General features: G+C 65.0%; 11 protein-coding genes and 1 pseudogene. 5 read left to right on the top strand and 7 right to left on the bottom strand.

The window, feature by feature from the left end; translation table 11 throughout:
- Window positions 1-93: 93 nt before the first annotated feature.
- Window positions 94-324 (top strand): annotated as a pseudogene (locus tag HU738_RS18895) (CAP domain-containing protein); the annotation flags it as partial.
- A 24-nt stretch (window positions 325-348) separates the two neighbouring features.
- Here the strand turns inward: HU738_RS18895 and HU738_RS18890 are convergent.
- The 6 genes from HU738_RS18890 to HU738_RS18865 form a co-directional block, all read right to left on the bottom strand.
- Window positions 349-849, bottom strand: a complete 501-nt coding sequence (locus HU738_RS18890) for a glycine zipper domain-containing protein (protein WP_186603076.1) — start codon at window positions 847-849, stop codon at window positions 349-351.
- Window positions 850-996: 147 nt separating this feature from the next.
- On the bottom strand, window positions 997-1,629 hold the full coding sequence (locus HU738_RS18885; RefSeq protein ID WP_186603075.1) for an HAD family hydrolase: 633 nt from the start codon (window positions 1,627-1,629) through the stop codon (window positions 997-999).
- 35 nt (window positions 1,630-1,664) lie between these two features.
- A complete protein-coding gene (locus HU738_RS18880) occupies window positions 1,665-2,069 on the bottom strand; it encodes a DUF2251 domain-containing protein (RefSeq protein ID WP_186603074.1) in 405 nt (134 codons plus the stop codon).
- Window positions 2,070-2,158: 89 nt separating this feature from the next.
- A complete protein-coding gene (locus HU738_RS18875) occupies window positions 2,159-3,583 on the bottom strand; it encodes an efflux transporter outer membrane subunit (protein ID WP_186603073.1) in 1,425 nt (474 codons plus the stop codon).
- Entirely contained in the window at window positions 3,567-4,733 is a 1,167-nt protein-coding gene (locus HU738_RS18870) for an efflux RND transporter periplasmic adaptor subunit (RefSeq protein ID WP_186603072.1), read from the bottom strand. Before HU738_RS18870 ends, HU738_RS18875 begins: the two co-directional genes overlap by 17 nt.
- On the bottom strand, window positions 4,726-7,923 hold the full coding sequence (locus tag HU738_RS18865) for an efflux RND transporter permease subunit (RefSeq protein WP_186603071.1): 3,198 nt from the start codon (window positions 7,921-7,923) through the stop codon (window positions 4,726-4,728). The genes HU738_RS18870 and HU738_RS18865 overlap by 8 nt, the downstream gene beginning before the upstream one ends.
- Before the next feature lie 171 nt (window positions 7,924-8,094).
- Between HU738_RS18865 and HU738_RS18860 the strand changes: the two genes are divergently transcribed.
- Complete coding sequence (locus HU738_RS18860) at window positions 8,095-8,505, top strand: PA0061/PA0062 family lipoprotein (protein WP_176509245.1); 411 nt, start codon at window positions 8,095-8,097, stop codon at window positions 8,503-8,505.
- 35 nt (window positions 8,506-8,540) lie between these two features.
- Here the strand turns inward: HU738_RS18860 and HU738_RS18855 are convergent, their stop codons facing one another.
- Window positions 8,541-9,311, bottom strand: a complete 771-nt coding sequence (locus tag HU738_RS18855; RefSeq protein WP_186603070.1) for an IclR family transcriptional regulator domain-containing protein — start codon at window positions 9,309-9,311, stop codon at window positions 8,541-8,543.
- Window positions 9,312-9,456: 145 nt separating this feature from the next.
- On the opposite strand from HU738_RS18855, the gene HU738_RS18850 reads away from it, so the two are divergent.
- The 3 genes from HU738_RS18850 to HU738_RS18840 are packed head-to-tail and all read left to right on the top strand — an operon-like array spanning window position 9,457 to window position 12,303.
- Window positions 9,457-10,266: a shikimate dehydrogenase family protein gene (locus tag HU738_RS18850; RefSeq protein ID WP_186603069.1), complete on the top strand. Its 810-nt coding sequence runs from the start codon at window positions 9,457-9,459 to the stop codon at window positions 10,264-10,266.
- A 4-nt stretch (window positions 10,267-10,270) separates the two neighbouring features.
- A complete protein-coding gene (locus HU738_RS18845; protein WP_186603068.1) occupies window positions 10,271-11,998 on the top strand; it encodes an FAD-dependent oxidoreductase in 1,728 nt (575 codons plus the stop codon).
- Complete coding sequence (locus tag HU738_RS18840; RefSeq protein ID WP_186603067.1) at window positions 11,983-12,303, top strand: NIPSNAP family protein; 321 nt, start codon at window positions 11,983-11,985, stop codon at window positions 12,301-12,303. The genes HU738_RS18845 and HU738_RS18840 overlap by 16 nt, the downstream gene beginning before the upstream one ends.
- The last annotated feature ends 25 nt before the right edge of the window (window positions 12,304-12,328 follow it).

The following is a 12,328-nucleotide window of genomic DNA, read 5'->3' as shown; positions in this document are numbered from 1 at the left end:
CAACAAAAAATGTACTTACTTCTACATTAATACAGGTTTACCCAAAAGCAACGTTTATTCTTGGAGCGTGCTGAAAACAGGGACGCTACTTCTGATTTGTCCGCAGACCGGGCGTGGGATGCCGGCTACCGGAGGCGTCAGATCGGTGAGAACATTGCCGCGGGCCAAGGGTCCCCGAGCAAGGCGATGGCCGGCTGGCTGGCCAGCCCAGGGCATTGTGCCAACCTGATGAACCCGATGTTCACCCAGGTTGGCGCGGCCTTTGTCGCGAATGCGAGCAGTGATGAGGGGGTGTACTGGACGATGCTGTTCGGCGCGCCTTGAACAGGGCGCCAACCTCGGCGCCGATCAGTCGTCGTCGCGCCAGTCGCGGTGATGTTTGCGCCAGCCATAGTGATGACCGCGGTCGTGATGGTGACGGCGCCAGCCACGGTCGTCGTCATCATCGTCATAGTCGCGACCACCGCCGCGATGACCACTTTCATCGTCGTATTCGCGGCCCATGTGGTTACCCAGGGCACCGCCCAGGCCGCCACCGGCTGCTGCACCGATCATGCTGCCTGTAGTGCCGCCCATCTGCCGACCCACCACGTTGCCGCCGGCGGCGCCCAGTGCGCCGCCAATGGCCGCTTCGCCACGGCTGTGCTTGTTGGCCCCCACCGCACCGCCGGCCGCGCCACCCAAGCCTGCGCCGATTGCCGAGCCGGTGTTGCCGCCGATCGACTGACCGACCACCGAGCCCAGTACCCCGCCCAGCGCGCCGCCTATGCCTGCTTCGGTATTGCCGCCTGCCGAAGCGACGCCGCTCAACAGGCCAAGTGACAACAAGAGAATCGAGGAGTACTTCATGGATGAGAGCCTCAAGGGAATGCCGAGGCGATCCTGAGGCTCTGCACGGAGGCTTTCAACGGAAATCCGACCAGTAACACGGGTTGCAAAAATTCTCTAAGTTACTGTTTTTCGGGTGAAACTTTGCGACTTTTTGACGGTCTTTGGCTACATGGCGCTCAGCAGTTCAAAGCCCGCCAGCGCCTGACGCAGCTGCTGCTCGTCGACAAAGCGCACGGCTTGCATCCCCTGCGCTTTCGCCGCATCCACGTTCTTCTGCACGTCGTCGACAAACAGCGTGCGCGACGGATCGAGTTCATACCGGCGAAGCAGCAACTGGAAAATCTCCGGTTCGGGCTTCATCAGGTTTTCCCTGCCCGACACCAGCACCCCTTCGAATTTCTCGAGAAACGCGAAACGCTGCTCGGCATGCGCAAAGGTCTCTGCCGACCAGTTGGTCAAGGCAAGCAGCCTTACACCGGCAGCGTGCAGTTCTTCCAGCACCTGGACCGTGCCGTCCATGGCACCGGCCAGCATTTCCTCCCAACGCTCGCGATACGCCCTGATGTGCGCCTCGTGCGCCGGGTGCTCGGCAATGGTCTCCTCGATCGCGGCCGCCCATGACCGGCCGCGGTCCTGGCGCTCGTTCCAGGCCGTGTTGCAGACGTTGGCCAGAAACGCCTCCATCGCCGCTTCGTCATCCACGAAGATCTTGCGAAACAGATACCGTGGGTTCCAGTCGACCAGCACGCCGCCCAGATCGAATACCACCGTATCGATGCCGTTGACAGTTTCATGCATCCATCGATTCCTCCCTGGCTGGGCCTGAAGGGGCTTCAGGCAAAATGCCGCAGTGCGCTGTCATCCCATTCGTGGCCTGCATGCGACCAGCCATTGTCCATCGGCAACGGGAACCCGGTACGGCAATGCCCCTGCTTGGCTTCGAAGTCGAAGACTGCGTGGGGGTAGTCGTTGATCAGCAGCAGCGCCTTGCGGTGGTCTTCTGACCAGGCAATCTTGACCTCCGAGGGCTTGTCACGATCCGAGACGCTTTCCACGTCGTAGATGTGCAGCGCATTCTGGATCGGGTTGCCGGCACCTGAGGTATCCAGGGCGTAGAAATAACCGGTGTCCTCATCGTCCTCGAACACTACGACATAGGGCCCTTCCGCGGCCGGCGCCTCGACTACCAGGCCGTCCCCTACGAGCAATTCGTTCTGCGCAGCAAGATAGGCAGGCATGTTGGCGATCCTTTCCTTTGAGAGAAGACTCGATCATGCCCAGCAACGGATGCCCGCTGCAAGCGAAACCGGGCTGCACTGGTTCGGGGTCATCCAGGCACCTTCCTTTCACCCTCCCAACCACCTCCCAAGGCCGCCATCAGCCCGATCCGCGCCTCCAGCTGGCGGGTCTGCAGATCCTGAAGCTTCTGCTTCTCCTGCAACGCATCGAGCTGAGCGGTCAGCACATCCAGCAGGCTGACCGCGCCCTGCCGATAACTGTCCATGGCAATCTGCTCGGCGCTGCCTGCCGCCTGCGCCGCTTGCCACACATCATCCGCTTCCCGGGCAAGGTCGTGCACCTGGGCCAGGTTGTCTTCGACCTCGCGCACGGCCAGCAGCACCTTGCCGTGATAAGCCGCTGCCGCCGCCTCGAACTCGGCCTGGGCCCGGCGCTCCTCGGCCGAACGACGGCCGCCGTCGAACAGCGGCAGCTGCAGCACCGGGCCGATGGCCCAGTAGCGATTGGCTGCCGCCAGCAGGTTGCCGCTACCCTGCGTCTGCCCACCCACCAGCCCCACCAGGCTGAAGTCCGGGTACCAAGCGGCACGGGCCACGCCGATCGTGGCGTTGGCGGCAAATACGCGACGCTCGGCGGCGGCCACATCCGGCCTGCGCAATAGCAACGAGCCGGGCAACTGCGCGGGTACTTGCGGTACGTTGAGCGGTGCAGCGTCCGCTGCCAGCGCGAACTCGCCCGGCAAGGCGCCGACCAACTCGGCAATGGCATGCTGCGCCAGGGTGCGCTGGGCGACCACGTCATCCACGGCAGCCTTGGCCTCGGACAGCCTGGCGGCCGCCCGATCGAGGTCAAGCTCCGAGGCGATATTGCCGTTGAAGCGCTGCTGAATCAGCGCCAGCAACCGGGCACGGTCGGCCACGGCGCGGTCGAGCAACTGGCGTTGCGCGTCCAGGCCTCGCGCACGAACGTAGAGCACCGCCAGTTGCCGCTGCAGGCTCAGGCGCGCATCGGCCAGGTCGTCCGCCGAGGCCTGCGCTGAAGCATCCCCCGCTGCGACCTGGTTGCGCAGCCGGCCCCACAGGTCTAAATCAAGATTCAGGCTCAGGCCGGCGGTGTCGCTGTCGTAAATCGAGGGCTGGGTAGCACCACGCAGCGGCCGGCGATCCGACTGGCGCTGGCGTAACGGTGTGGCACTTGCGCGGGCTTCGGGCCACAGCCCGCCATGCAGGCCCTGGGCGTAGGCTGCGGCAGCATCGTAGTGCGCCACCGCCGCGGCCAGGTTCGGGTTGGATGCCTCAAGCTGTGCCTGTAGCGCGTCGAGACGTTGGTCATCGAACAGCTTCCACCATTGCTCGGGCAACTGCCCTTGCTCAACCACCCTCTGCCAGGCACCTGAGCGCTCGCCGTAATGCGCCGGTAACTGCACCACAGGCGCCTGGTAATGGGGTGCCAGCGAGCAGCCTTGCAAGGCCAGGCACAGCAACAACCCGCCACGCTCAAACCGAAGGCGCATGCCCACCTCCCGGTGTTACGCTGCGCACCGCATCATTGTCACGCAGGGCGTCGGGCGGGTTGTCCACCACCAGGTCCTTCAGGCCCAGGCCGCCATCGACGATCAGCGTGCTGCCCAGGTCCTGGGCAATGTGAATGCTGCGCAGGTGCGCGCGGCTTTGCCCATCGAGCACCGCCACCTGCGGCCCCTGGGCCCTGAAGATCAGCGCACTGGCGGGAATGCTCACGGCCTTGGGATTGCTGTGCAGGGTGAGGCGGGCGTTGGCGTAGTCGCCCGGCAGCAACGCCGCGCTGCTGTTATCCACTGCGTACTGCGCGAGCAGCGTGCCCGACCCCTGGTCGACAGCGGTCGAGGTGCCCAGCAACGCGGCCATGAAGTGCTCGCCGGGCCGCTCGGGCACCGACAACTGCACCTGCATGCCGGGCAGAATCTGGCTGGCGTAGTTCTGCGGCACCGGCACGTACAGGCGCAGGCGGCGAGTGTCGGCGATGTCGAACAGCGAGGTGGCACTTTCGCTGTCGGCCTTGATCAACTGGCCGACCTGCGCGTGGCGGGCGGTAATGGTGCCGGAGAACGGTGCCCGGATGACCTTGTACGCCGCCAGGTCCTTCAGCCGCGCATAATCCGCTTCGGCGGCCTGCGCATCGGCGCTGGCGACCGCGGCAGCAGCTACCTTCTCGTCGACTTCCTGGCGCGATACCGAATGGCTGGCCAACAAGTGCTGCCAACGCGCGGCAGTGCTCTGCGCCAGCGCCGCACTGGCCTGATGCTGCGCCAGCCTGGCCTTGGCCTGGGCCAGTTGCTGGTCGAGTTCGGGACTGTCGATTTCAGCGAGCGGCTGGCCGGCCTTGACCGCCATGCCGATGTCCACCTGCCAGTTCTTCAGGTAGCCGCTGACCCGGGCGTTGACCCGCGCCATGTTCCAGGCCTGCAGGTGGGCCGGCAGGCTCAGGACCTGGCTGGCGGCATTCATCGAAGGCGTAAAGGTGACCACGGCAGGCGTTGCCCGGCTCTCGGTCCACGCCTGCACCGCAGCGGCCTGGTGCTGCCGGGCATACACCCCCAGTGCAACCACCAGGGCAGCGAGACCCAGGCCGGCGCCCCCCAGGCGTTTCAAGCGCCGGCGATCAGTGATGGAACGGCTAGGCATGCAGGTTTTCTCCAACGACAGCGTGAGGGGTTGAGCGGCGGTGGGCCAGGCTGAACACGACGGGGACAAACAACAGGGTCGCGCAGGTGGCGACCACCAGGCCGCCAATCACCGCCCGGCCCAGTGGTGCGTTCTGCTCTTGGGACAAGGCCAGCGGCAGCATGCCGATGATCATCGCCAGGGCGGTCATCAGCACTGGCCGGAAGCGGGTGAAACCGGCTTCCATGGCAGCCTTCACGGCATCGCCGTGCACCGCCAGGCGCTCGCGGCAGAAGCTCACCACCAGCACCGAGTTGGCCGTGGCGACACCCATGCACAGGATCGCGCCGGTGAGCGCCGGTACCGACAGCGTGGTGCCGGTGACGAACAGCATCCAGACGATCCCGGCCAGCGCGGCGGGTAAGGCGGTAATGATCACCAACGGGTCGATCCAGGACTGGAAGTTGACCACGATCAGCAGGTAGATCAGCACCACGGCCCCCAGCAGGCCCAGGCTCAGGCCGTGGAAGGCCTCATGCAACGCGCTGACCTGGCCGTGCAGGCTCACGGTCGCGCCTTTGGGCCGCAGCTGGGCGGTGTCGTCGATGACGTGCTGGATGTCTGCGGCGATGCCGCCCAGGTCACGGCCCTGGACGTTGGCATACAGGTCCAGGGTCGGGGTGATGTTGTAGTGGCTGACCACGTCGGCGGTGTGGGTCCGCGCCAGGCTGGCGATGCCGCCGAGCACGGCGGTATGCCCATTGCTGCCGGTGATCGGCAGGGCCTCCAGCTGGGCGATGCTGCTCATCTTGTATTGCGGGGTGGCGCCAACCACGGAGTACGACACACCGTTGGCCGGGTTGAGCCAGTAGGTCGGCGCCGTCTGCGAGGTGCCGGCCAGCGAGGCGCCCAGGCTGGCCGTGACATCGCGCTCGGTGATGCCCAGCTCGGCGGCGCGCTTGCGGTCGACGTTGACCTGCAGCGACGGGTAGCTTTCCGACTGCTGCAGACGCAGGTCGGCGATGCCCGCAACGTGCTGCAGGCGGCGCATCACTTCGGCGGCGTAGGCGCGGTTGGCGGCATCGTTGGGGCCTGAGATCTTCACGTCGAGCGGTGCTGGCGAGCCGAAGTTGAGGATCTGGCTACTGATGTCTGCCGGCAGGAAGGCAAAGGTGGTGCCGGGGAAGCTGTCCGGCAGTACCTCGCGCAGGCGCCTCACGTACTCGGCGGTCGGGCCTTGGCCGGCCTTGAGCGCAATCTGGATGTCACCGTCCTGCGGCCCGACCGTGCCGCTGGTGTTGTAGGCCATGTCGATGCCGCTGATGGGCAGGCCAATGTTGTCGATGATCGACGCCACCGCCTCTGCCGGCAGCACTTCGCGGATGCGGCTTTCGATGCGGTCGAAGGCCGCCGCGCTTTCTTCGATGCGCGTACCCAGCGGCAGGCGCACATGCAGTGCCATCGCCCCGGCATCGGTCTCGGGGAAGAAGTCTTCACCTAACGTCGGCAGCAGGGCAAAGCTGGCCAGCACGCAGCCGAGGAAGCCGAGCAGGAAGCGCTTGCGGTTTGCGAGTGCCAGTTCGAGCCACCCTTGGTAGCCGTCGCGCAGTCGCGAAAAGCCCACTTCGAAACCGGCCTGCAGGCGCACCAGCGGGTTGGCCGCCTGGTCGCCTTCATGGTGATTGAGATACGCGTCCTCGGGGTGCCGCCCTTCGCCCTGCTCCACCCGGTGCGGCTTCAGCAGGAACATGGCCAGGGTCGGCACCAACGTGCGCGACAGAATAAAAGAGCTCCCCATGGCGAACATCACTGCCAATGCCATGGGCCGGAACAGGTATCCGGCGATGCCCTGGAGCATGAACATCGGAACAAATACAACGCAGATGCACAACAAGGCCACGAAGGCAGGGCCGACGATCTGCCTGGCGCCATCAAGGATGGCCTGGCGCACCGACTTGCCCTGCTCCAGGTGCCAGTTGATGTTTTCGATGGTCACCGTCGCGTCGTCGACCAGGATGCCCACGGCCAGCGCCAGGCCGCCGAGGGTCATCACGTTGAGGGTCTGCCCGCTGAGCGCCAGCAAGGCGATGGCCGACAGCACCGCCAGCGGAATGGACGCGGCGATGATCAGGGTCGAGCGCCAGCTGCCGAGAAACAGCAGGATCATCGCGCTGGTCAGCAAGGCGGCGATGAGGCCTTCGCGGGCGACGCTGCCGACCGCTTGCTTGACCACCGTGGAGGCATCGCCGAGCAGCGAGGTCTTGAGCTCCGGCGGCAGGGTTTCATTGATGCGCGGCAGCATGCTGCGGATGCCGTCGACGATCGACAGGGTCGAGTTGTTGCCGTTCTTCAACGCCGGCATCAGCACCGCGCGGCGGCCATCGACACGCACGATATTGGTCTGTGGCGGCGCCCCGTCACGCACGTGGGCTACCTGGCCGATGGTGATCTGCGCGCCGTCGACCACCTTGACCGGCAACGCGTTGAGCTGGTCGATGGCCGTCGGGCTATTGTTCAGCAGGACGGTGAATTCGTTGCGGCCGATTTTCGCCGTGCCCACCGGGATGATCTGATTCTGCGCGGCCAGCGCATTGGCCACGTCCTCGGCGGACAAGCCCTTGGCTGCCAGAGCCTGGGGGTCGAGGTCGAGGGTGATCTGGCGCTGCTTGCCTCCCATCGGGGTCGGCATCGACAGGCCGGGTACCGAAGTCAACGGCAGGCGGATGCTGTTCTGCACCAGGTCGCGAATGCGCGCCTCGGACAGCGTCGGGCTGGAGAAGGCCATCTGCAGGATCGGCACGGTCGAGGCGCTGTAGTTGAGGATCAGCGGCGGCGTGATGCCCGCCGGCATCTGCTTGAGCACGGTCTGCGAAACCGCGGTGACCTGCGCGTTGGCGGTGCGGATGTCGACACTGGGCTGGAAGAAGATCTTGACGATGCCCATGCCCGGCAATGACTGCGATTCGATGTGTTCGATGTCGTTGACCGTGGTGCTCAGTGCCCGCTCATAGGTGTAGACCACACGGCCCGACATGGCGTCCGGGGCCAGCCCTGCGTATTGCCAGACCACGGCAATTACGGGTATGCCGATATCAGGGAAAACATCACTTGGCGTGCGCACTGCCGCCAACGGACCGACGATGCAGATCACAATTGCCAACACCAGAAACGTGTAGGGTTTGTGAAGTGCCGTTTTGACCAGACCGAGCATACCCTGCCCCCGAAAGTTGAACGGGGCGCAGTCTTCCACGGACTTTCAGGTGCGTCGGTTAAACCTGCATTAACGTTTTTTAAGCAAAATCCAGGGCCATATTCATTTGCAGCGAAGCGGCTTGGTGACCATCCTGTGCGAATCATTCGCAGCTGCAATCAGAGGTCGTAGATGGGTACAAGATGGCGGGTAGTGATACCTCTACTGGGAGCACTCGGGGTGCTGGGTGGCTGTGCCGGGCCAATGCCCAAGGCCGCTCCGGACGAGGCATGGGTGAGCCTGCGCGAAGAGCCGACCACCACCCTCATGGCCGAGACACTGGATGGCAAGCGGCTCGCTGACGGGCGCTTTTTCGAGGTCCCCAAGGGCCAGCATACGCTGGGCAGCACACTGTATGTCGAGGGTGATGGGGACAGTAACGGCAGTGCCTGCAACGCCAACATTACTTATAAGGACTTCAAAGCCGGCAAACATTACACCTTGGTGGAAAGTAGCCTTGGGCAACAATACATGCTGACACTTTACAGCAGCACCCATCGTCCATTGGCCCAAACTTCGGATATAGATTGCATGGCCGGTTAGTTGATCGATCTCAAACTTTCAGCGCACGGGAATGTTCAATCCAGCACCGGTTTGAGCAACCCCTGCGCCTCATACAGCGTCGCCAGGTAGCGCAGGCGCATCTCGTCAATGCTCAACCGCGACGCATGGGTGGTGATCGTCAAGGTCGCCTTCAATTGGCCGCTGCGGTCGAGCAGCGGCACGCCCAGCACACGCATGCCGATTTCATATTCCTGATCGACGATGCTGTAGCCCTGCGCCCTCACCCGCTGCAACTCCGCCTCCAGCAATGCCCTGTCGGTCTGCGTGTATGGCGTGAGCGCCTGCAGCGGGTTGCGCGCGAAATATTCCCCGCGCTGCTGCGCCTCCAGCCACGCCAGCCAGACCCTGCCACTTGCCGTGCAATACATCGGCACCCGCGACCCGGGGCGGATCGACAACGAAGCGATGTGGCTGTAGCGGCTGCGCACCAGGTGAATGATCTCGTCGCCATCACGGCTGCCCACCGACACATGTTCCTGGGTCTGCCGCGCCACCTGCTCGACGATCGGCCGCAACATGCGTGGCAACTGCGCCGAGTCGACATAGGCCTGGCCGAGGCGCAGGGCCTTGGGCGTCAGCCAGTAATGGCGGTTGTCGGTCTCGGCAAAGCCTTCGTGCACCAGCGTCAGCAGAAAGCGCCGGGCGGCACTGGGGGTCAAGCCGGACAGCCTGGCCGCCTGAGGCACGCTCAGGCGCGGTTGTTCGGCGCTGAACAGCTGCATGAGCGCCAAGCCTTTTTGCAGGCCGGCGATCAGGTCGCGGGGGTGGATCTCGCTCTGGGACATGAGTGCGGCTCGTGGAAAGTGGCTATTGATGCGATTACCGATAGGTGACTGCGATTATCGCATCCAATGCCCGATAAGCGCATTGTCGATGAAATCGCCTCGCCACAAGCTTGCCTCCACAACAACAGTCATGACGGAGGTCAGCATGATCCGAGGTTCAACCGAACTGGTCGCCATCGTCGGTTCGCCTATTGCTCAGGTGAAATCGCCGGAAAACTTCAATACCTGGTTCGCCAACAACGCCCGCGACCTGGCGATGCTTCCCATCGACCTGCAGCAGACCGCGCTGGATGCCTTTGTCGACACCCTGCGCGGTTGGCGCAACGTGCGCGGCTGCGTGGTCACCGTGCCGTACAAGCAAGCCCTGGCCGCGCGACTGGACAGGCTCAGCGCACGCGCCCAGGCACTGGGTTCGGTCAACGTGATCCGCCGCGAAGGTGACGGGCGCCTGGTTGGCGACAACGTCGATGGCGCGGGTTTCCTCGGTGCTGCCCGCCAACAAGGCTTTGTGGCCAACGGCAAGCGTGCGCTGGTGGTGGGCTGTGGCGGTGTCGGCAGTGCCATTGCCTATGCGCTGGGTGAAGCGGGCCTTGGCCAGATCACCCTCAGCGACCCGTGCGCCGAACGCGTCGGAGCGCTGGGGGAAGTGCTCGGCAATGCCTTCCCGGCACTGGCAATCGCCACTGAATACCACTCACTGGAGGACTTCAACCTGGTCGTCAACGCCTCGCCCGTCGGCATGGGCGACTGCGGCGAACTGCCGCTGCCGGTGACACTGCTGGAGACCCTGAAAGCCAGCACGCTGGTGGCCGACGTGGTCACTTCGCCAGAAATTACCCCGCTGCTGCACAAGGCGCGTGAACGCGGCTGCCCGATTCAGACCGGCGCGCAGATGGCCTTCGCCCAGCTGGGCCACCTTGGCGCCTTCATGGGCGTCACCCCGCTGGAGATCTGAAACCATGAACACTAGCGAACAAGCCGTGTTCGACCTGGTGGTGCTCGGCAGCGGTGCCGGAGGGTTCGCCACGGCCGCCACGGCTGCCCGCCATGGGCTGAAGGTGCTGGTGGTGGAAAAGGCCGAGCACTTCGGCGGCACCTCGGCAATCTCCGGCGGTGCGGTGTGGATATACGGCAGCGATCAGGCACGGGCCGCCGGGGCCAAGGATTCCCCCGAGGCCCTGCGCACCTACCTGAAGGCCATCATCGGCGCAGGTTACAACCCGGCGCTGGTGGACGCCTTCATCGACCGGGGCCACCAGGCCCTGCGCTGGCTGGAGCACCACACCGAACTGCGTTACAGCCTGCGCCCGCATTCGCCCGACTACTACCCCGACGCGCCTGGCGCCACCGAGTTCGGCCGCGCACTGGAAATGGTCGAGTACGACGGACGCCATCTCGGTCCGCGCTTCAAGGACCTGAAAATGCCGCCGCCGGGCATGCTGTTGTTCGGTGGCATGATGGTCAACCGCGTCGACATCCAGCACTTTCTCAACCTGCGCCGCTCGCCCGCCTCGCTGTGGCACTGCCTGAAGCTGATGGCACGCTACGCACGGGATCGCCTGAAGCACCCGCGGGGGACCCGCCTGACCACCGGCAACGCCCTGATCGCCCGCCTGGCCAGCAGTGCCTTCGCCGACGGCACGACACTTTGGCTGCGCAGCGAAGCACAAGCGCTGATCGTCGAACGCGGCGTGGTAACCGGCGTGATCGTGCAGCGCGAGGGCCGACGGATACGGGTGCAGGCCCGCGGTGGGGTGGTCTGTGCCATGGGCGGCTTTGCTGCCGGGCAGCTGGCGGCAGGTTACCGTCCGGAGACCTCAGCGCCACACCTGAGCATGTCGCCGCCCACCAACGACGGCGCCGCGCTGCGCCTTGGCGAGGCGGTGTCGGCAGCCCAGGGCGAAGGCCTGGCGGCCAATTTCTTCTGGGCGCCGGTGTCCGAGCTGCAGCATGCCAATGGCCAACACGAGCGCTTTCCGCACTTGGTCACCGACCGTGCCAAGCCTGGGGTGATCGCGGTCGACCCGGCCGGGCGGCGCTTCGTCAACGAAGCCAACTCCTATCACCACTTCGTGCAGACCCTGTTCGCCAACGGCATCGGCCATTGCTGGCTGATCTGCGACGCCGAGGCGATGAACCGTTACGGCCTTGGCCTGGCGCGGCCCAAGCCGGTGGACAATTCGGCACTGATTGCCGCCGGCTACCTGCTGCGCGCCGACAGCGTGCCCGCCCTGGCTGCGGCCATCAGCGTCGATGCGCAAGCGTTGCTGCAGACACTTGAGCACTTCAATGCCGACGCGCGCAACGGCATCGACCGCGCATTCGGCAAAGGCGGCAACAGCTACAACCGCTACATGGGCGACCCTCAGCACCAGCCCAACCCGTGCCTGGCTCCACTGACCAAGGCGCCGTACTACGCCATCCGCCTCCATACCGGCGACCTCGGCTCGGCGCGCGGCCTGGTGACCGACGCCAATGCCAACGTGCTGAACCGCAGCGGCGCACCGATTGCCGGGCTGTATGCAGTGGGCAACGACATGAATTCAATGATGAACGGCACCTACCCCGGCCCCGGAATCACCCTGGGCCCCGCCCTGACCTTCGGCTGGATCGCTGCCAGCCATATCGTCGAGCGCCTGCAGGCGCCAGCCAGCCACCAGGAGAAACCCGCATGTACTATGAACTGAGAACCTACACCCTCGACCCGCTGAAGATGGCCGACTGGCTGGCGCTGTACCAGAGCCATGCGCTGGCGGTGCAGCGCGAGCACCTGGGCAACCTGGTGGGCTTCTTCACCAACGAGTTCGGCGAGGTCAACCAGGTGGTGCACCTGTGGGCCTATGCCAGCCTCGACGAGCGCATGGCACGCCGTGCCGCAATGGCCGCCGACCCGCGCTGGGCGGAGTTCTCGCTGCGCAATCGGGAGCTGGGCGCGGTGCTGCAACTGCACTCGCAGCTGCTGCGCCCTACCGGCTTTTCTCCGCTGCAGTGAATGACCCCTTCCCTAACCTGAGCGG

The organism is Pseudomonas vlassakiae, assembly GCF_014269035.2.
In the GTDB taxonomy this organism is placed as follows: domain Bacteria; phylum Pseudomonadota; class Gammaproteobacteria; order Pseudomonadales; family Pseudomonadaceae; genus Aquipseudomonas; species Aquipseudomonas vlassakiae.
This window is presented reverse-complemented; position numbering and strand designations above follow the sequence as displayed.

Coding starts and splice junctions, on each gene's coding strand:
- HU738_RS18890 (WP_186603076.1), bottom strand. CDS start 849: ATGAAGTACTCCTCGATTCTCTTGTTGTCACTTGGCCTGTTGAGCGGC.
- HU738_RS18885 (WP_186603075.1), bottom strand. CDS start 1,629: ATGCATGAAACTGTCAACGGCATCGATACGGTGGTATTCGATCTGGGC.
- HU738_RS18880 (WP_186603074.1), bottom strand. CDS start 2,069: ATGCCTGCCTATCTTGCTGCGCAGAACGAATTGCTCGTAGGGGACGGC.
- HU738_RS18875 (WP_186603073.1), bottom strand. CDS start 3,583: ATGCGCCTTCGGTTTGAGCGTGGCGGGTTGTTGCTGTGCCTGGCCTTG.
- HU738_RS18870 (WP_186603072.1), bottom strand. CDS start 4,733: ATGCCTAGCCGTTCCATCACTGATCGCCGGCGCTTGAAACGCCTGGGG.
- HU738_RS18865 (WP_186603071.1), bottom strand. CDS start 7,923: ATGCTCGGTCTGGTCAAAACGGCACTTCACAAACCCTACACGTTTCTG.
- HU738_RS18860 (WP_176509245.1), top strand. CDS start 8,095: ATGGGTACAAGATGGCGGGTAGTGATACCTCTACTGGGAGCACTCGGG.
- HU738_RS18855 (WP_186603070.1), bottom strand. CDS start 9,311: ATGTCCCAGAGCGAGATCCACCCCCGCGACCTGATCGCCGGCCTGCAA.
- HU738_RS18850 (WP_186603069.1), top strand. CDS start 9,457: ATGATCCGAGGTTCAACCGAACTGGTCGCCATCGTCGGTTCGCCTATT.
- HU738_RS18845 (WP_186603068.1), top strand. CDS start 10,271: ATGAACACTAGCGAACAAGCCGTGTTCGACCTGGTGGTGCTCGGCAGC.
- HU738_RS18840 (WP_186603067.1), top strand. CDS start 11,983: ATGTACTATGAACTGAGAACCTACACCCTCGACCCGCTGAAGATGGCC.